Annotated in this window: 14 protein-coding genes and 1 tRNA gene; 10 read left to right on the forward strand and 5 right to left on the reverse strand. The window is 69.8% G+C overall.

Features of this window, described 5'->3' with window-relative positions:
* Positions 1-52: 52 nt before the first annotated feature.
* The gene (locus tag AS96_RS02155; protein WP_036285198.1) at positions 53-595 is read right to left on the reverse strand and encodes a TetR/AcrR family transcriptional regulator; all 543 of its coding nucleotides are present in this window, start codon (positions 593-595) and stop codon (positions 53-55) included.
* Positions 596-659: 64 nt separating this feature from the next.
* On the opposite strand from AS96_RS02155, the gene AS96_RS02160 reads away from it, so the two are divergent.
* The 5 genes from AS96_RS02160 (at position 660) to AS96_RS02180 (ending at position 6507) form a co-directional block, all read left to right on the forward strand.
* Positions 660-2210, forward strand: coding sequence for an MFS transporter (locus AS96_RS02160; RefSeq protein ID WP_081767949.1), 1551 nt, complete (start codon positions 660-662; stop codon positions 2208-2210).
* A 68-nt stretch (positions 2211-2278) separates the two neighbouring features.
* Positions 2279-3331: a 3-isopropylmalate dehydrogenase gene (locus tag AS96_RS02165; protein ID WP_005050131.1), complete on the forward strand. Its 1053-nt coding sequence runs from the start codon at positions 2279-2281 to the stop codon at positions 3329-3331.
* A 49-nt stretch (positions 3332-3380) separates the two neighbouring features.
* Complete coding sequence (locus AS96_RS02170; RefSeq protein ID WP_016465001.1) at positions 3381-4511, forward strand: branched-chain amino acid aminotransferase; 1131 nt, start codon at positions 3381-3383, stop codon at positions 4509-4511.
* A complete protein-coding gene (locus AS96_RS02175) occupies positions 4508-5275 on the forward strand; it encodes a fumarylacetoacetate hydrolase family protein (RefSeq protein ID WP_036285202.1) in 768 nt (255 codons plus the stop codon). Before AS96_RS02170 ends, AS96_RS02175 begins: the two co-directional genes overlap by 4 nt.
* A gap of 17 nt (positions 5276-5292) precedes the next feature.
* Positions 5293-6507, forward strand: a complete 1215-nt coding sequence (locus AS96_RS02180; RefSeq protein ID WP_036285526.1) for an MFS transporter — start codon at positions 5293-5295, stop codon at positions 6505-6507.
* Positions 6508-6868: 361 nt separating this feature from the next.
* Here AS96_RS02180 and AS96_RS02185 read toward each other — a convergent pair whose 3' ends face one another.
* Positions 6869-7930, reverse strand: a complete 1062-nt coding sequence (locus AS96_RS02185) for an aminotransferase class V-fold PLP-dependent enzyme (protein WP_005050140.1) — start codon at positions 7928-7930, stop codon at positions 6869-6871.
* Positions 7931-7978: 48 nt separating this feature from the next.
* Between AS96_RS02185 and AS96_RS02190 the strand changes: the two genes are divergently transcribed.
* Both AS96_RS02190 and gltX read left to right on the forward strand, forming a co-directional pair.
* Positions 7979-8941, forward strand: a complete 963-nt coding sequence (locus AS96_RS02190) for a LysR family transcriptional regulator (protein WP_005050142.1) — start codon at positions 7979-7981, stop codon at positions 8939-8941.
* A 96-nt stretch (positions 8942-9037) separates the two neighbouring features.
* Entirely contained in the window at positions 9038-10552 is a 1515-nt protein-coding gene (gltX, locus tag AS96_RS02195) for a glutamate--tRNA ligase (protein ID WP_005050143.1), read from the forward strand.
* A gap of 18 nt (positions 10553-10570) precedes the next feature.
* Here gltX and AS96_RS02200 read toward each other — a convergent pair whose 3' ends face one another.
* Complete coding sequence (locus AS96_RS02200) at positions 10571-12670, reverse strand: ArnT family glycosyltransferase (protein WP_036285207.1); 2100 nt, start codon at positions 12668-12670, stop codon at positions 10571-10573.
* A 125-nt stretch (positions 12671-12795) separates the two neighbouring features.
* Between AS96_RS02200 and AS96_RS02205 the strand changes: the two genes are divergently transcribed.
* The 3 genes from AS96_RS02205 to AS96_RS02215 all read left to right on the forward strand — a co-directional run bounded on the left by AS96_RS02205 (position 12796) and on the right by AS96_RS02215 (position 16129).
* Positions 12796-12867, forward strand: a tRNA-Gln gene (locus AS96_RS02205).
* A 245-nt stretch (positions 12868-13112) separates the two neighbouring features.
* Complete coding sequence (locus AS96_RS02210; RefSeq protein ID WP_005050149.1) at positions 13113-14126, forward strand: aldo/keto reductase; 1014 nt, start codon at positions 13113-13115, stop codon at positions 14124-14126.
* Between the two features lie 74 nt (positions 14127-14200).
* Positions 14201-16129 (forward strand): ArnT family glycosyltransferase, encoded by a 1929-nt coding sequence (locus AS96_RS02215; protein WP_036285210.1) that lies wholly within the window; start codon positions 14201-14203, stop codon positions 16127-16129.
* Here the strand turns inward: AS96_RS02215 and AS96_RS02220 are convergent.
* A complete protein-coding gene (locus tag AS96_RS02220; RefSeq protein ID WP_005050152.1) occupies positions 16114-16827 on the reverse strand; it encodes a HEAT repeat domain-containing protein in 714 nt (237 codons plus the stop codon). The two genes, AS96_RS02215 and AS96_RS02220, sit on opposite strands and share 16 nt — an antisense overlap.
* Positions 16828-16901: 74 nt before the next feature.
* A complete protein-coding gene (locus AS96_RS02225; protein WP_231477048.1) occupies positions 16902-18437 on the reverse strand; it encodes a serine hydrolase in 1536 nt (511 codons plus the stop codon).
* Positions 18438-18623 lie beyond the last annotated feature (186 nt).

The following is an 18623-nucleotide window of genomic DNA, read 5'->3' on the forward strand; positions in this document are numbered from 1 at the left end:
CCTCCACCCCCGGTCGTTGAGCGAGGAGCGCGGCGACGAGTCGAAACGGGGGTCAGCGGACGGCGCGCTCGACCAGGGCGACCAGCGCCTTCAGCGCGTCGCCGCGGGGGACCGGTCCGGGGATCGATCCGCCCGACAGGGCGTTGTTGAAGTACAGGCCGTCGCCGACGAGCATCACGAGATCGAGCGCCGCGCCCTCGGGGGCGTAGGGACGCAGCGCGTCAGCCCACTTCTCCCGCACCTCCCGCAATGCCTCGGCGGCGTGGCCGTTGCCGCCCTGCGCGAGGCGCGAGGTGGCGAGGATGACGCGGTCGATCGGGTCGTTCGACATGACGGATGAATGCAGATAGTGGGCGATGGGGCCGCCCGGGTAGCTCGACATCGCCGCGACGTCCTCGTCGACGAGGGCCTGGAGGCGTTCGATCAGGCCCGCCTCGAGCATCTCCTTCGAGGCGAAGTGGTAGAGCAGGCCACCTTTGGAGACCCCGGCTGCGCGCGCCGTGGCATCCATCGTCGCCGCGCGTTCACCCTCGTCCACGAGGATCGCCTCGAAGGCGTCGAGCACCTTCTCGCGGGCCAGGGGAGGGCGACTCATGGTGTCGATCGTATCGAGCGCTCGGTGTCCATGTCTGTTACTATACCGGCTGGACGGTTTATAAATGATGACACTGACTGAAGAGATCACCCTGGCCGAGTCGAACGGCAAGCGGGTCGGATGGCGCGGCTGGCTCGCACTGATCGTGCTGATGCTGCCGGTTCTGCTCGTTTCCGTGGACAACACGGTGCTGAGCTTCGCCCTGCCCGATATCGCTCTGAGCCTGAACCCCTCCAGCGCCCAGCAGCTGTGGATCATCGACGCCTACCCGCTTGTGCTGGCGGGGCTGCTGGTGACGATGGGCACGCTCGGCGACCGGTTCGGACGTCGACGGATGCTGCTGATCGGTGCGACGGGCTTCGCCGCCGTGTCCGTGCTGGCCGCCTTCGCTCCCAGCGCAGCCTGGCTGATCGCGGCTCGCGCGGGAATGGGCGTGTTCGGCGCGATGCTCATGCCGTCCACGCTGTCTCTGCTGCGCAGCATCTTCACCGACCGCGACCAACGCCGCATGGCGATCGCGGTGTGGGCGTCGATGTTCTCCGCCGGAGCGGCCCTCGGTCCGATCGTCGGCGGCATCCTGCTCGAGCACTTCGCCTGGGGCTCGGTGTTCCTCATGTCGGTTCCGGTGCTCGTCCCGCTGCTGATCCTTGCGCCGCTGCTGGTTCCCGAGAGTCGCGATCCGCGCCCGGGCCGCATCGACCCGGTCAGCATCGCCCTGTCGATGCTGACGATGGTGCCGATCGTCTACGCGATCAAGGAGGTCGCGGTGCACGGCTTCGGGGTGCTGCCGGTGGTGCTGACGGCAGCCGGACTCGGCTTCGGGGTCGCGTTCGTACGCCGCCAGCTCGCCTCGGAGCAGCCCATGCTCGACATGCGGCTGTTCGCGCGCGGCACCTTCAGCGGCGCGCTGCTGGTGAACCTCCTCAGCGTTGTGTCCCTCGTCGGCTTCCTGTACTTCGTCGCGCAGCATCTGCAGCTGATCGTCGGCCTGTCGCCGATGGACGCAGGATTCGCTTTGGTGCCCGGCATGGCTGCGATGATCGTCGCCGGTCTTCTCGTCGTCCCGATCGCGCGGCGCGTCTCGGCGCGCGTGGTCGTGCCGGTCGCGCTGACGTTCTCGGTCGTGGCCTACCTGCTCGTCCCCGGCGCGGTCGGCGACGGCGCCCTGGCCCTGCTGATCGCCGCCTTCGTCCTGCTCGGCATCGGCATCGGTGCCGCCGAGACGGTGTCGAACGAGCTCATTCTCGCCAGTGCACCTCCCGCCAAGGCCGGAGCGGCCAGCGCCGTGTCGGAGACGGCCTACGAGCTGGGCGCCGTCCTGGGCACGGCGGTGCTCGGCGGCATCCTGACGGCGGCCTATCGAACCGGCATGGTGCTTCCGGCGGGGGTCGAAGGGGCGGCAGCGGATGCCGCGCGCGAGACTCTGGCGGGGGCGATGACGGTCGCGGGCTCGCTCGACGGCGCCACCGCCGATGCGCTGCGCGCGGCGGCCGCACACGCCTTCGACGCGGGTGTCGGCATCACCGCGGTGATCGGAGCCGTGCTCGTCGCCATCGCCGCGGTCATCGCGGCCACTACGCTGAAAGGGTCCCGCAGCGCCCACGTCGATCACTGATCGTCCCGACGGACGTCGACACCGACGGCGCCGCGCATGCCCGAGTACGAGCAGTGTCGAGGAGTTCCATGTCGCGTGTCATCAAGCTGGCCGTCATTCCGGGTGACGGCATCGGTCCCGAGGTCGTCGCAGAGGCGGAAAAGGTGCTCGATGCCGTGACCGCGGCATCCGAGGTCACCTTCGACAAGACACGCTTCTCGCTCGGCGCCGCGCGCTACCTCGACACGGGCGACACGCTCACCGACGATGATCTCGCCGCCGTCGCGGCGCACGACGCGATCCTCCTCGGTGCCGTCGGAGGTGTGCCGGGCGATCCACGTCTGAAGGACGCGAACATCGAGCGCGGACTGCTCCTGAAGCTGCGCTTCTCGCTCGACCACTACGTCAACCTCCGCCCGTCCAAGCTGTATCCGGGTGCGCCCGGGCCGCTCGCCGATCCCGGGCAGATCGACTTCGTGGTCGTTCGGGAAGGTACGGAGGGCCCCTACGTCGGCAACGGCGGATCGATCCGCACCGGTACGCCGCACGAGGTGGCCAACGAGACCTCGGTCAACACGGCGTTCGGCATCGAGCGCGTCGTGCGCTACGCCTTCGCCCAGGCGGAGCGCCGACGCAAGAAGGTGACGCTCGTGCACAAGACGAACGTCCTCGTTCACGCCGGCGGCATGTGGAAACGGATCGTGGATGCCGTGGCCTCGGAGCACCCCGAGGTGACCGTAGACTATGTGCACATCGACGCGGCCACCATCTATCTGGTCACGAACCCGGGCCGCTTCGACGTGATCGTCACCGACAACCTCTTCGGAGACATCCTCACCGACTTGGCCGGCGCCGTCACCGGAGGCATCGGCCTCGCCGCTTCGGGGAACATCAACCCCGACGGCGCGTTCCCTTCGATGTTCGAGCCCGTGCACGGCTCGGCGCCGGACATCGCAGGACAGCAGAAGGCCGATCCCACGGCCGCGATCCTCTCCGTCGCCCTCATGCTCGACCATCTCGGGCTCGCCGACGAAGCCGCACGCGTCACCCGCGCCGTCGAGGAGGACATCGCCCACAGGGGCTCCGCACCCCGCACCACCACTCAGGTCGGCGACGCCATCGTCGCTGCAGTCCAGGCGTAGCCTGGAACTGCCGCACGCACGCCGACCGCTCACACCCTCAGGACACGACATGAGCCTCACCTACGAACCCGACGCCGGACTTGCCCCTCTGGAGTTCGCGGTCACCCGCAACCTCGCTGCGAAGTCGGCGGCGGAACGCGAGCAGCTGCTCGCCGACCCCGCCTTCGGCACGACCTTCACCGACCACATGGTCGACATCTGCTGGTCGGTGCGCGGCGGATGGCACCGCCCGCGCGTGCAGCCCTACGGTCCGTTGTCGCTCGACCCTGCCGCGGCGGTGCTGCATTACGGGCAGGAGATCTTCGAGGGCATCAAGGCGTATCGTCACGCCGACGGCTCGGTCTGGACCTTCCGACCCGATCAGAACGGCCGTCGCCTGCAGCGCAGCGCACGGCGTCTGGCGCTTCCCGAGCTGCCGGTGGAGTACTTCGTCGAGTCGCTCAAGGCTCTCATCGCCGTCGACGGCGCGTGGGTACCCGCCGGCGCCGACCAGAGCCTGTACCTGCGCCCGTTCATGTTCGCCAAGGAAGCGTTCCTGGGCGTGCGCCCGGCGAACAAGGTCGGCTACTACGTGATCGCCTCGCCGGTGGGCGCGTACTTCAAGGGCGGCGCGAAGCCGGTGTCGATCTGGCTCAGCGAGGACTACGCACGCGCGGGCAAGGGCGGCACGGGCGCGGCGAAGACGGGTGGAAACTACGCCGCCAGTCTGCTGCCGCAGGCGGAGGCCTACGAGCAGGGCTGCGACCAGGTCGTCTTCCTCGACCAGGACCGCAACGTGGAAGAGCTCGGCGGCATGAACGTCGTGTTCGTCTACAAGGACGGCACGATCGTCACGCCGCAGTCGGACTCGATCCTCGAGGGCATCACCCGTGACTCGATCCTGCAGCTGGCCGCCGACCGCGGTCACAAGATCGAGGGTCGTGCGGTGTCGATCGACGAGTGGCGTTCGGGCGTGGCCTCCGGCGACATCGTCGAGGTGTTCGCGTGCGGCACCGCCGCTGTGGTCGCTCCGATCGGTGTGCTGAAGGGGCGCGAGTTCGTCGACGAGCAGCCTCTCGGCCCGCTCGCACAGTCGCTGCGCGACGAGCTCACCGACATCCAGTACGGGCGCCGCGAAGACACGCACGGCTGGCTCGTGCGCCTCGACGCGCCGGAGAGCGACGCGGAGCCGGCGGCGTGAGGGTCGTCCGCTTCAGCCACAACGACGCGATCCGCTTCGGAATCGTCGACGAGACCGAGCTGGTCGTCTTGGCCGGAGACCCGCTGTTCGCGGGTTTCGAGACGACGGGGGAGCGTGTGTCCCTCGGTGAGGTCGCGCTGCTCGCACCGGTCATCCCGCGCTCGAAGATCGTGTGCGTCGGCAAGAACTACCGCGACCACGCCGCCGAGATGGGCGGCGAGGCGCCCGAGGCGCCCCTGCTGTTCCTCAAGCCCAACACCGCCGTCATCGGCCCCGGCGACGCGATCGTGCGGCCCCCGCAGTCCGAGCGCACGGACTTCGAGGGCGAGCTTGCGGTCGTCATCGGTCGTGTGGCCAAGAACGTCCCGGCATCCGCGGCGCTGGACTACGTGTTCGGCTACACCATCGGCAACGACGTGACGGCACGCGACCTGCAGAAGTCGGACGGCCAGTGGGCGCGGGCCAAGGGATTCGACACGTTCTGCCCGCTCGGACCGTCGATCGAGACCGACTTCGATCTGGACGCCGGTGCGCGCATCGTGACGCGGGTCGACGGGGAGGTGCGCCAGGACGGCCCGATCTCCGACATGGTGCATTCCGTCCCGGACATCATCGCGTACGCGTCGGCGGCCTTCACCCTGCTGCCGGGGGATGTGATCCTCACCGGGACACCTGCCGGCATCGGCCCGTTCGAAGCGGGCCAGACCGTCGAGGTCGAGATCACGGGACTCGGAACGCTCCGCAACACCGCGCGAAACGCGTGACCGACACGGCGCCGGCGATGGATGCTGCCGCGGTCGCGAGGATCCAGCGGCGCACCGTCACCGTCCTCGCCGCCGGGCAGGTGCTGGGCGGCATCGCGTTCGGCGCGACGGTTTCGCTCGGCGCGCTGCTGGCGGCGGATCTGTCGGGCAATGAGGCGCTGTCGGGGCTGGCGACGGCATCCGTGACCTTGGGTGCTGCCCTGTGCGCCATCCCGCTCGCGCGCCTGGCGGGGCGGCGGGGGCGGCGGGTGGCCCTGACGCTCGGCAACCTCTTGGCGCTGATCGGCATCGCGGTCGTGATCAGCGCCGCGGCCGCGCGCAGCTTTCCGCTGCTGATCGTGGGCGTGGTGCTCATCGGCGCCGGCAACGCGGGCAATCTGCAGTCGCGCTTCGCTGCGACGGACCTGGCACCGGCTGCGCGCCGGGGGCGCGACCTCGGCACGGTCGTCTGGGCGACGACCGTCGGCGGTGTACTGGGTCCGCTGCTCCTGACGCCGGGAGAGGCCGTCGGCGCCGCGCTGCGGATGCCGCCGCTCACCGGCTCCTACGCGTTCTCGATCGTGGCGCAGCTGATCGCTTTCGCGCTCTACCTCGCGGCACTGCGGCCCGACCCGCTGCTGCTGGCACAGCGTCTGGCGCGCAGCGGCGATGCGCAGCGTGAGCACATCGACGATCTCGACCGGCCGGTGGCCGCGCGCTACGCGATCTTCGCGGTGGCGGGATCGCACGTGGTGATGGCGTCGGTGATGGCGATGACGCCGATCCATCTGGCGCACCTGGCGCCCGAGCACGTCACCCTCGTGGTCGGAACCACGATCGCGCTGCATGTGTTCGGCATGTACGGCTTGTCACCATTGTTCGGCCTACTGGCTGACCGATGGGGACGCATCGCGACGATCCTGCTGGGTCAGGCGGTGCTGGCGGCATCCCTGATCGTGGCGACGACCATGCCCGATTCGCAGTGGGCGGTGCTGGTCGCGCTGTTCCTCCTCGGCGCGGGGTGGAGCGCCGCGACGGTCTCGGGCGCGGCTCTGCTCACCGAGAGTTCCCCGACGCGTCTCCGGCCGCGGCGACAGGGTCTGAGTGACACGATCATGACCTTCAGCGCCGCCGTCGGCGCCGTGCTCGCCGGCGTCGTCCTGAGCCAGATCGGCTACGGCGGGCTGGCGATGGTCGCCCTGGTGCTGGTGGTGGCAGTCACGGTGCTCTCCCCTTACGCGCGCCGCGGCTGACGCGCCCGGGGTGAAGCGGTTGCGGGGTTGTTCGGGTGGCTTGCGGTGCGGGGCATGCCGAGGAGATGGCGGATGCCGAGGACGATCTGACGCGGAGTGGTCCTCTGATCCCGACATCTCCGCGGAATCGGCGTCGTGCGCCCGCCCAGCGCAGCGCGCACGCCCAGCACGTCCAGCCGATGCCGGCGCCGACTCCCGTGCCAGCTGGTCCCGCCTGCGTGCCGTATTCAGTCTGGGCGGTGGCGGCGGGTCTCGGCATCCGCGTGATTCCGCGGGTGCAGGCGATCGGTCCTCGCGCGCAGACTGAATACGGCACGTCCACGCCGTGCGGCGGGGGAGAGACAGCGCCGTCGCTCGGAGGTCAGCGGCCGAGGGCGGTGACGGCTCGCTCGACGTCGTCGTCGTCGTTGAACACGTGGAACGCGACGCGGGCGCGTCCGTTGCGTCCGGATGCCGTGATGCCGGCCGCCTGAAGGCGAGCGAGGTCGGCGCCGTCGGGGTCGACCCAGGTGACGATCGCCGTGGGTGTCTCGGGGTCGTCGAGTCCGGTCTGCGAACGGAACGACGCGGCGAGACCCGTGACATACGCGTGCACCTGGTGCATGTCGACCCGTGCGAATGCGCGCAGCGCGGGCTCGGCGCCGACGAAGGCCTGCCACGCGGGCGAGACATCGAAGCGGCGAGCGGATGCGGCGAGTTCGGCATCGGCGCCGTAGCACGACGACCACGGGTCCTCCCCGGCGTACCACCCCGCCTGAACGGGCGTGAGGGAACGGGCATAGTCCGCGCTGAGCGCCATGAAGGCCACCCCGCGCGGGCAGCACAGCCACTTATAGGCGTGGCAGAGCAGGGCGTCGACGCGCGCGGCGTCGACCGGCATCCATCCGACGGCCTGCGTCGCATCGCACACGACGCGCGCACCGACCGCGCCGGCGGCGTCACAGATCGCATCGAGGTCGGCGACGTCGCCGCACGCCGACTGCACGAGCGAGAAGGCGACGAGGTCGATGTCGTCCGAGATCGCGTCGGCCAATCGCGACAGCGGGGCGGTGCGAACCCGGATGCCGCGGCCGGCGTGCACGAAGGGGAGGACCAGCGACGAGAACTCGTGCTCGGGCACGAGCACCGTTGCCTCGGCAGGCAATGCTGCGATCAGCAGAGACAGCTGCACCGACGTCTGCGAGCCGATCGCGACGCTCGCGGCATCGACGCCCACCAATGACGCGAATGATGCTCGCGATGCCTCGACCGCGCGGCTGTACCCGGCGATGTCGGGGTGCCCCTCGAGATCGGCGGTGACGGCGCGACGGGTGGCGCGCATCGGCAGACCCGCCGTGCACGCGGCGAGGTAGCCCGCGGCCGTGCCGAACTCGGCACGAAGCGCGGTGAGGGGGTCGGCGGGTGCGGCGAGGGCAGTGACCATGCGTCCAGCCTGCCGTCGAGCCATGCATAGATCTACGGCAGGTATTGGATGAAAAACATGCCGTGGGATGATGAATGGGTGAATGACGCCACCCCGGAGTTCGACGTGCAGAGCCTGCGGACCGTGCGGGCCATCGCCGACACCGGCTCCATCACAGCCGCTGCGGCCTCCCTGGGATACAGCCAGCCCGCGATCAGTCAGCATCTGCGCCGGTTGGAGGCTCGTCTGGGTGTCGCGATCGTCGAGAGGGTGGGGCGGGGCGTGCGGCTGACCGAGGCAGGGCGGGTGCTCGCCCGCCACGCGCCGGCCGTCACGCATGCGTTCGACGCGGTCGCGGAAGAACTCGCCGAGCTGAGGGGATTGCGCACCGGCGTCGTTCGTCTGGTCGCCTTCCCTTCGGCATCGCCCGTGCTGGTGCCGCGGTTGCTCGCTTCGCTTGCGGCATCCCATCCCGGTTTGACCCTGACCTACGTGGAGGCGGAGCCCCCGGAGGCGGTGGAGGCGATTCGCGAGGATCGTGCCGACATCGCGCTGACGTTCAGCTACCCCGGGGACCGCGACGATCCGCACGGGTCGAGCGCGCGCGGACTGACGGTGCGCAGTGCCGGGCGTGACGATCTGCTGCTCGTCCTGCCGGCAGGTCACTCCGGCGTCGAGAGCGTCTCCGAGCTGGCTGAGCAGACGTGGATCGCGGGGTGTCCGCGCTGTCGCGGGCACCTCTTGGAACTGTGCGATCGAGCGGGGTTCGACCCGCGCATAGGGTTCGAGACCGACAACGCCGTCGCCGTCGAAGGCCTCGTCGCGCAGGGGCTCGGTGTGGCGACGCTTCCGCGTATGGCGGTGGACTCTTTCCCGACCCTGCCCGGTGTGCAGACGTCGCCGCTCCCGTCGGCGGAGGCGCGCGGACTGCACATCGTCACGGCGCGCGACGCCGAGCGCGTGCCGTCGGTCAGCACGGTTCTCGCTGTGCTGGGTCGCGAACTGGCAGCGGTCGCGGGCGCGCGCTCGTGATGCGGGTCCGGGACGTGACGTCTTGTGGCACCGCGCGGTCGTCGTCACCCGACGGTGACCACAGGGCCACGTCGCCCGCGGCCTAGACTGGGATGGATGTCTGCCGCGATCCATCCCCGAACCACCGCCGCCACCGGAACCGACGTCCGAGTACGGTTCTGCCCTTCGCCGACGGGTCTGCCGCACGTCGGCATGGTCCGCACCGCGCTCTACAACTGGGCCTACGCGCGGCACACCGGCGGCAAGCTGATCTTCCGTGTCGAAGACACCGACGCCGCCCGTGACAGCGAAGAGAGCTACCGGCAGCTCGTCGACGCGCTCACCTGGTTGAAGATCGACTGGGACGAGGGTGTCGAGAAGGGCGGCCCGCATGAGCCTTACCGTCAGTCGCAGCGCCGCGAGATCTACGCCGGAGTTCTCGAGACGCTGATCGCCTCAGGCGCCGTCTACGAGTCGTACTCGACGGCGGAGGAGATCGACGCCCGCAACGAGGCCGCCGGTCGTGCCAAGCAGCTCGGTTACGACAACTTCGACCGTGAGCTCACCGAGGAGCAGAAGGCCGCCTTCCGCGCCGAGGGGCGCGAGCCCGCGTGGCGTCTGCGCGTGCCCGACGAAGACCTCACCTACGTCGACCTGATCCGCGGCGAGGTCACCTTCCCGGCCGGCTCCTTCCCCGACTTCGTCGTCGTCCGCGCCGGCGGCCAGGCGCTCTACACCTTCACGAACCCGGTCGACGACGCACTCATGGGCATCACCCACGTGATCCGCGGCGAAGACCTCATGCCCTCTACCGCGCGTCAGCTCGCGCTCTACGGAGCGCTCATCGACGCCGGCGTCACCGACTTCATGCCCCGATTCGGTCACATGCCCCTGGTCCTCGGCGAGACGGGCAACAAGAAGCTCTCCAAGCGCGACCCGCAGGCCGACCTGTTCCTGCACCGTGAACGCGGCTTCATCCACGAAGGCCTGCTGAACTACCTCGCGCTGCTCGGCTGGTCGATCGCGGCGGATCGGGATGTGTTCTCCCTCGACGAGTTCGTCGCCGCGTTCGACATCGTCGACGTGAACCCCAATCCCGCCCGCTTCGACCAGAAGAAGGCCGAGTCGATCAACGGCGACCATATCCGCATGCTGGATGCCGAGGACTTCGCCGACCGCCTCGTGCCGTATCTGCACGCCGCCGGTCTGATCGAGAACCCCCCGACGGCGGCCCAGCAGACCACCCTCGACGTCTCCGCACCTCTCGTGCAGGAGCGTATGCAGCTGCTCGGCGAGGCTCCGGGGCTGCTGGGGTTCCTGTTCCGTGATGACATCGCCTACGAGGAAGATGCGCTGAAGGGTCTGCCGGCCAATGCGGGGGAGGTGCTCGTGGCATCCGTGGGAGCACTCGAGCTGGTGCCCGAGCACGACTTCACCGCGGCGGCGGTGCAGGACGCGCTGTCGGAGGCACTGATCGACGGTCTCGGGCTGAAGCCGCGGATCGCCTACGGCCCCCTCCGGGTCGCTGTCAGTGGACGACGCGTGTCCCCGCCCCTGTTCGAGTCGATGGAGCTGCTGGGCAAGGCAGAGTCGGTGCGCCGCCTCGGCGCGCTGGTTCAGTACCTCGGCTGAGCCGGGAGCCGCGGCGCATCAGGCGCCGCAGGAGTAGAGGCCCGAAATCGGGGCGTCCATGACTTCGGTGCAGTTCGCCACGACCCACGTGCGGATCTGACCGGCCGCGGTGCTCGCGCTGTCGGTGCCGCCGAGCCCGCCCGACGGTCCTCCGCTGCCTCCGAATCCGCCAAAGCCACCGCCGTTGCCGGCGATCACGTATCGCAGTTCCCCGTCGGCTACGAGCGTCTGGAACGTCGCGAGCGTGGGGGCAGGATCGCGCTCGTCGAAGCCGCCGATGGGGAGGAACGAGCCGCCGTCCGAGGCGAGGATCAGCGACGCCGCGCTCTGCGCCCCGAAGGTCGCCGCCAGATACGCGGTGCCTTGCTGGTGCTCCTTCAACCAGGCGACGGTGCCGACGGTAGGCGTTTGCACCCCGCTCGGTGAGCCCGTGAAGCCGCCGGAGCCCCGGGTGAGCGCACCGCCGCCGTTCGCGCGCCCGCGCGTGCCGGCGTCGGAGGGTCCGCTCTCGCCGCCGGATCGGGAGAACCCGTCGCCACGGTGGCCCGCGCCGAATGGCGCCGAGCCGCCGGTGCCGGACACGCCGGGCCCGCCGGTGCCCGCCGATCCCGGGGCGCCGCCATGCGCACCGGCTCCGAAGCCGCCGGCGCCGCCGATACCGGACACGCTGGCCACTCCCGCGGCCGTCGGGTTCGTCGAGTTGGGTGACCACATCGTCACGACGGCCCAGCTCGCCGGCGTCAGCAGCAGGGCGATCACGCCGATCACGGCGGTCAGTCGCCGTGCGTGTGCGCGGCGGTGCTCCATGACGACGGCGATGACGGCGGCGACCGCGATGAGAGCCTGTGCCACCGCGACCGGCAGCGAGAACGCGGCTCCCGGATTCGATGCGACGCTCAGGCTGATGATCAGCGCCGTCGTCGCCGCCGCTGCCGGCAGCGCGATCTGCGCCCACAAGACGCGACGTTGCCGGGCCTTGGCGAACGCGGCGCCGATCAGCAGCGCCATGGGGATGGCCATCGACGCCGTATAGAACTGGTGCATGCCGGCGACAAGCGAGAACATCGCGGCGAACGTGACGAACCACACGGCTGCGAACACCAGCAGCGGCAGGCGCACGCGCAGTGCGAAGAGGATCACGATCGCGAGGACCGCGGTTGGGATCATCCAGCCAATCTGATCGGCGAGTGAGCTGTTCAGCAGTCGGACGGCCGACGGGTTCCCCGAGAACGGGGGAGTGAACGAGCGGTACGCCGTGGTGTCGGCGGTCGTGTCGCCGAACCTGCCGAGTCCGTTGTAGCCGAAGACCATCTCCCACGGGTTGTTCGTCAGCGTGCTGCCGACATAAGGACGGTCGGATGCCGGCACAAGCGAGACGGCGATGATCCAGCTGAGTGACAGCACCAGACTGAGCGTTCCGGACACGGCGAGGTGCCACACGCGGCGCCACCACTGCTGCCGCGTGCACAGGTAGGCAGCGGCGAGCGCGGGCCAGACGGCCCATGCCTCGAGCATGTAGGTCTGGAATCCGGCCGCGATGAACACGCCCGCAAGCATCAGCCATCCGAAGCTGGCCCGGCGCAGCGCATGCGTCGCCGCCCACGCCGTCAGAGCGAGCGCGAGCACGAAGAACGTCTCCGGCTGGTTGGAGCGCGCCACCGCGACCAGGATGGGAGTCGTGGCGACGACGGCCCCGGCGACCAGACCGGCGGTCACCCCCGCCCAGCGCCGAGCGGTGATCGCAGTGACCACGGCGGCAGTGGCGGCGGCCAGCGCGTTGGGGATGATGACCGCGGCAGGAGAGAAGCCGAAGATGCGGACGATGAGCGCGGGGATCCAGAACGATCCGGGGATCTTGTCGAGAGTGAGGGTGCCGGCGGGGTCGAAAGAGCCGAAGAAGAAGTTCGGCCAGCTCCGGCTCATCGACAGTGCGATGGACGCGTAGTAATCCGACATCGAGCCGCCGACGCCCCAGGTCGTCAGCACGGCCGCGAACGCGCCCAGGGTGAGGAGCGACCAGTGCCAGGGCGTGCCGAACCGTCGCCGGGCTGTCGCCTGGGCGCGGACGGACGGGAGCGGAGCGGCGGAAGAAGCGGGGAGCGCGGTCACAACGGTCACGGTAGGACCGCTTCACCTGCGGCGTCGTTGTGCCAGCTATGAGACTGCCCGGACGGCACTCGGTTTGGACTCGGTCGCGGCGTGGGCTAAGCTAGACCCTCGGTACGACTTCGGTCGTCACCCCCTGGGGTATGGTGTAATTGGCAACACGGCTGATTCTGGTTCAGTTGTTCTTGGTTCGAGTCCAGGTACCCCAGCAAGACAGATAGCCCCGGAAATCCGCATCACGGCGGATCACCGGGGCTCTTGCTTTTGGGGATGGAGATGCCCACCTTCTGTGCAGAGTGCGGAACGTCGCTCCCGCACCGACCCCTCGCGCGCGGCTGGGACGCTCTCGAGGCGGACTCCACGCGACGCACGAGCAGCTGCGCCGCGATGCGATGATCGGCGGGCTCGTCTGACGCCGCCTCGGCGGGGGCGTCCTCGCAGATAGGCTCGACGCATGGCTCCCGCACGCTCCTCCCTCCCGCATCGCGCACTCGGCCGCACCGGCCGCGACGTGTCCGTGATCGGTCTGGGCACGTGGCAGCTGGGCGCCGATTGGGGCGATGTCTCCGACGAAGACGCGGCGGCGGTGCTCGCGGCATCCGTCGACGCCGGCGTCACCCTCTTCGACACCGCAGACGTCTACGGGGACGGGCGCTCGGAGCAGATCATCGGCCGCTTCCTCGCGACGCACCCCGGTCACGGCATCACGGTCGCGACGAAGATGGGGCGTCGGCAGGAGCAGCGCGCCGAGAACTACACGGCGGACAACTTCCAGGTGTGGACGGACCGCTCTCGCCGCAACCTCGGCGTCGAGACACTCGACCTCGTTCAGCTGCACTGCCCGCCGACGGCCGTTCTCGACGACGAGCGCACCTTCGATGCCCTCGACGGTCTCGTCGATGCCGGAGCCATCGCGGCATACGGGGCATCGGTCGAGACGGTCGCCCAAGGCCTGCGTGTCCTCGGTCGACCCGGGCTGGCGAACGTGCAGATGATCATCAACCCGTTCCGCCTGAAGCCGCTGGACGAGTTCCTGCCCGCCGCGGCCGACGCGGGCGTGGCGGTCCTCGCCCGCGTGCCGCTGGCGAGCGGTCTGCTGTCGGGCCGTTACACCACCGCCACCACCTTCTCCGACGCCGATCACCGCTCCTACAACCGCGAGGGCCAGGCGTTCGATAAGGGAGAGACGTTCTCGGGGGTCGATTTCGAGACCGGCGTGGCGGCCGCGACGGAGCTGTCCGCGGCGCTTCCGGACGGCGTGAGCCTCCCGGCGGCCACACTCGCGTGGATCGTGGCGCAGCCCGGTGTGACCGCGGTGATCCCCGGAGCGCGCACTCCGGCACAGGCCACGGCGAATGCCGCCGCAGCGTCGGCCTTGGACGATCCAGTGGCGTACGCCGCTTTCGATGCGGCCGTGCACGAGGTCTACGATCGCCGCCTGCGCGGAGCCATCCACCCTCAGTGGTGAGATGCGCTCATAGGCTTCCCTCAGCCCCCGCCGAGCGGGCGCCGAAGCGCCGCGCCTAGCGTCGGCCCGTGCCGATGACACCCGCCCTCCCGCGGTGGTGGCGCGAGCCCTGGTGGGCGCGCGTCACCCTTGCCGCAATCCTGGTCGCTTTCGCCGTCCTTACGGCGTGGAATCTGGCCCGCGGCGGCGACTTCTCTTTCTACGAAGCATCCGCGCGTTCGATGTCGCAGTCCTGGCAGGCACTGCTGTTCGGTGCTTTCGATCCCGCCGCCACGGTCACCCTCGACAAGCTGAGCGGCTTCGCCGTCCCGCAGGCGTTGAGCGTTCGCCTGTTCGGCATGTCGACCTCCGCGCTGGCGCTTCCGCAGGTGATCGAGGGGCTGGTCACGGTGTTCGCCTGCGCGCTGATCGGTCTGCGGTGGCGCGGTCGTGCGGTCGGGCTCATGGCGGCGGCTGCCGCGGCATCCACGCCCATCTTCGTCTCGATGTTCGGTCATCCCATGGAAGACGGACTCCTCACGATGTCGCTCGCGGTGGCGGTGCTGTGGTGGCAGCGCGCCGTGCTGACGAAGCGATGGTGGCCGCTGTTATGGGCCGGGCTGTTCATCGGCGTCGGCTTCCAGGCGAAGATGATGCAGGCCTGGTTCGTGATGCCCGCCCTGCTCATCGGGACCCTGATCGCCGTCGGCGGCCGCTGGCCGCAGCGCGTGGCTCGAGTCGGTGCGCTGCTCGGGAGTGCGGTCCTGGCCTCGCTGTCATGGATGCTGATGATGCAGCTCGTTCCCGCAGCGTCGCGTCCGTTCGTCGACGGCTCGACCGACAACAACGTCTTCGCGATGGTCTTCGGCTACAACGGCATCGATCGTCTCTTCCCGAACGCGATCGACGGTGCCGTCCGCAGCGGCGGTGGGACGCAAACGGCGTCCGGCGCCGCGGCGGCGATGACGAAACTGATCGATCCGCTGTATCTCGGGCAGATCGGGTGGCTGTACCCGGCTGCGCTGTTCGGTGTCGGGCTGGGTGTGTGGTCGCTGGTGCGGACGTGGCGCGGTCGGAGCAGACCTCGGCCCGTGTCGCCGGCGACGGCGATGTTCGTCGTCCTGATCGTGTGGCTGGTCACGGGTGCCGCGATCCTCTCGGCGGCACGCATGCCCCACACGGCATATCTGTCTGCGATCGGGGTGCAGCTGGCGTTGCTCGCGGCCTTCGCGGTCGATGAGGCGGTTCGGCTCCGCCGTTCACCGGGCCGGGCCGGACGGCTCGTCCTGCCGATGCTGACCGTGGTGCAGCTCTCGTGGTGCGTGGTGCTGGCCGTCGTGACGGGGATGCCTCGTCCCCTGTGGATCGCGATGATCGCCGTCACTGCAGGAATGTGCGCGCTCGTCGTCGCGAGTGCTCTGCGGATACCGTGGCGCCGACGTCTCGGCCGGACGATCGCCCTCGCCGCGGCGGTCGCGGTTCTGGCAGGACCCGCGCTCTTCGCCGTGCAGGTGGTGGATGCCGCGCGCGACGGCAGCGGGGGAGACGCGTACGTCGGCGTGAAGCACGACGACCCGCGCGCCGCCGTGACGGCCTCGTTCCGCCCGTCACCACCGCAGATCTGGGGCGGTGCGCCGGGGATCACGCCGCCGCTGCTGGAGCTCGTCGCCGCCGCCCGTGCGGCGGGAGGAGGGCGCGATGGCGCGCCGCTGTTCCTGACGGACTCGTGGAGCATCGCGGCTCCGGTCATCGACGCGACCGGCGATGAGGTGCTCACCGATGGCGGCTACTCCGGTCAGGCGGTCGTCTTCACTGCGGCCGAGATCACCGCGAAGATCCGCGCCGGGGTGCACCTGATCGTCGTCAGGGATCACGCCCCCAAGGGGGATCAGGTCGCCAACGCCGTGCGCGCCGCGTCTTGTCGGACGCGGCACACCTGGCCTTCCGCACCGGCCGGCTCCCACACGAAGTCGACCTCGTCCGGCGGCGGAGCGGGCGGGTTCACGCTCTACTCCTGCTCCTGATGCGGCGTCACCGCCTCCAGAGAGAGCAGGCGCTTCTTGCGACGGTTCTCGCGAATGATCCAGGCGACGTCGGGGTCATCGCTGGACAGCGCGTGAAACGCGCGGAGTCCGGGGGCCGGGTCCGCGGCCACGGCGACGCTCCAGGCATAGCCCAAACACTGGCGGAGAGTCCGCACATCGGGGTCCCGTCGCCCCGGGGTGGGCAGCGCGCGGAGTGTGTCGGTGGCCTGCCTGCAGATCTCCACGGCGCGCGCGGCGGCGGATGACGATCGCAGCAGACGTGGCTCGCAGATCGCCGCGACCGCTGCGCGTCGGACGAGCGGGCTCGCCGCCGTCGCCCACGCGGCGACGAGCTCCGCCATCGCCGCGGGGTCGACGTCGCCCCAGAGCTGAAGGCCGATCACGACGCCTTCGCGCACACGCCACCGCGGATCCTGTGCGAGGCGACGCGCTCGCTTCTCGCTGTCGGGCGCGCCCGCATCGCGCCCGATCGCGGCGGCCGCGCACATGGTCGCGAACTCGCCGCCCGCGCGCACGAGCGCATCGATCTCCGACGCTCCGGCGATCCGCGCGGCCGCGACCACGAGGTCGAGGTTGGCGCGAGGTCCGGGCAGCCCCGACGCGCCCTCCAGCGTGGAGGCCCAGTCGTCGGCGTCGAGACGGCGCAGTCTCGCCGACCAGTCGATCGTGCTCGCCATGGCGCGAGACTAGCGCGCCACACGACGCGCCCACGTCGGTCGACACCGTGTCTATCCGGTGGGCGATGCCGCCCTCAGCGCTGACGCGTGAACACACCCAGGCCCGAGGGCTCCGCGATGTGCGGGTAGCGGTTGAGGTAGGTGAACGTCGCGGTCGTCACCGCGCCGCCGGAACGTGCGAACACCACCGAGGACAGCGATCCCGGCAGCGCGTTCTCACCCGTGGGGACGTACGCCATGGTGTCGCCGTTCCATGGCGTGATGTCGAAGGTCGTCGCCCCCGTCGGCCCCAGCGCTCCTCGTAGTCGACCGCCGGCCTCGGTGACCGTGAGCGTGCCGAAATACGCACTGGTATAGGTGCCGACATAGTCCGATGCGGGAGCGGATGCCGCGGCATCCGTCGGCGGGCTCTGGCCGGCGAGGTCGCCGGACGGCGCGTTGAAACCGGCGAAGAAGCCGTGCATCGTGTCGACCCAGTCCCGGGACTGGTGCCCGTACATCACCTCGTCGAGGAAGATCTGCACCACGGCTTCGGGCAGGCCGACCGGTGCACCGTTCGTCAGGACGACGATGCCGAGGTCGAGGTCGGGTACGAGAGTGGCGGCGGTGGCCGCGCCGAGGCCGAACGCGCCGGAATGGCTGAGCGTGACGCGGCCGCCCGCGGCGGATCCGACGTTGATGCCGAACCCGTAATGCCCCGGGCGCTGATCGAGGTCGCCGGCATGGGAGCTGACGATCTGGGCCGAGAGCGCCTGGTTCAGCGGGTCCGAGTTGATGAACGCCGACCCGTCTCGCGAGCCGTCGCTGAGGAGCAGCTGCATCCACGTCGCGAGATCGCGCACGTTCGAGGACACGCCGCCCGCGGGAGCTTCCGCGTCGGGGTCGCGATCGAACAGCGGTTGGAAGTCGTCCTCCCCGATGCGGGCGTGCAGCACCGCGTGATTCGGGGCGGAGAGGAAGTCGGCGTGGCTCGTGCTCGTCGAGGTCATTCCCAACGGGCTGAAGAGCAGTTCCTTCGACATCTGCTCCCAGCTCTGGCCCCGGGATGCGGCCACCGCCTCCGCGCCCGTCGTCAAACCGAAGTTCGAGTACTGGTAAGTGGTCCGAAACGGTTGCAGGGGGATCTCGCTGAGGTGGGAGAGGATGTAGTTCCGGTCGAAGCCGAGATCCTCCAGATCATCGCCGCCTCCCGTCGGGATGCCGCTGCGGTGTGCGAAGAAGTCGCCGACGGTGATGTTCTGGGTCACGTAGGGGTCGGCGAGTGCGAGGCCCGGCATGAGCGTGTGCGCCGGTGTCGACCAGGTCAGCGACGGATCCTGGGTCATCGCCTTGGCGAGGATGGTGGCGGAGATCGGTTTGGACAGCGACGCGATCTGGAAGACCGTGTCGGCATCGACCTTCGCGCCGGTGGACTCATCGCGAACGCCGAAGCCGTTCGTGTACAGCACCGCGTCGTGAGATACGACCGCCACCGCCAGCCCCGGAACCTTCGACCGGCGCAAGGCATCGTCGATTTGTGACGGCAGCAGAGTGAGCGCCGCATCGACCGCTGCGGCGCGGTCCGTGTACAGCGCCACCACGTCCTGGTTGGGCCGGGTCCCGGTGTCCACGGCGACGGTCGACGATGGCGCAGGCCCTCCGCTGCAACTGCTCAGCGCGCAGGCGGCGAACCCCGCCGCTACGACGATGGCTGTCGCGCGCGTGACGCGGCGTCTCATCGTGCCGATCTGTCCCATGAGCTTCCCCCTGCCGTGCGGCGACGATCCGTGTGCGAAGGCGTTCCGCTGGATCGACCA

The sequence above is a fragment of the Microbacterium sp. MRS-1 genome (assembly GCF_000585455.1).
Classification (GTDB): Bacteria; Actinomycetota; Actinomycetes; order Actinomycetales; family Microbacteriaceae; genus Microbacterium; species Microbacterium laevaniformans.

What these genes read in the sequence shown, in the direction of transcription:
- AS96_RS02185 (WP_005050140.1), bottom strand. Translation starts at nt 7,930, where the DNA reads ATGGTCACTGCCCTCGCCGCACCCGCCGACCCCCTCACCGCGCTTCGT.
- AS96_RS02220 (WP_005050152.1), bottom strand. Translation starts at nt 16,827, where the DNA reads ATGGCGAGCACGATCGACTGGTCGGCGAGACTGCGCCGTCTCGACGCC.
- AS96_RS02210 (WP_005050149.1), top strand. Translation starts at nt 13,113, where the DNA reads ATGGCTCCCGCACGCTCCTCCCTCCCGCATCGCGCACTCGGCCGCACC.
- AS96_RS02165 (WP_005050131.1), top strand. Translation starts at nt 2,279, where the DNA reads ATGTCGCGTGTCATCAAGCTGGCCGTCATTCCGGGTGACGGCATCGGT.
- AS96_RS02215 (WP_036285210.1), top strand. Translation starts at nt 14,201, where the DNA reads ATGACACCCGCCCTCCCGCGGTGGTGGCGCGAGCCCTGGTGGGCGCGC.
- AS96_RS02155 (WP_036285198.1), bottom strand. Translation starts at nt 595, where the DNA reads ATGAGTCGCCCTCCCCTGGCCCGCGAGAAGGTGCTCGACGCCTTCGAG.
- AS96_RS02190 (WP_005050142.1), top strand. Translation starts at nt 7,979, where the DNA reads ATGAAAAACATGCCGTGGGATGATGAATGGGTGAATGACGCCACCCCG.
- AS96_RS02180 (WP_036285526.1), top strand. Translation starts at nt 5,293, where the DNA reads ATGGATGCTGCCGCGGTCGCGAGGATCCAGCGGCGCACCGTCACCGTC.
- AS96_RS02170 (WP_016465001.1), top strand. Translation starts at nt 3,381, where the DNA reads ATGAGCCTCACCTACGAACCCGACGCCGGACTTGCCCCTCTGGAGTTC.
- AS96_RS02160 (WP_081767949.1), top strand. Translation starts at nt 660, where the DNA reads ATGATGACACTGACTGAAGAGATCACCCTGGCCGAGTCGAACGGCAAG.
- gltX (WP_005050143.1), top strand. Translation starts at nt 9,038, where the DNA reads ATGTCTGCCGCGATCCATCCCCGAACCACCGCCGCCACCGGAACCGAC.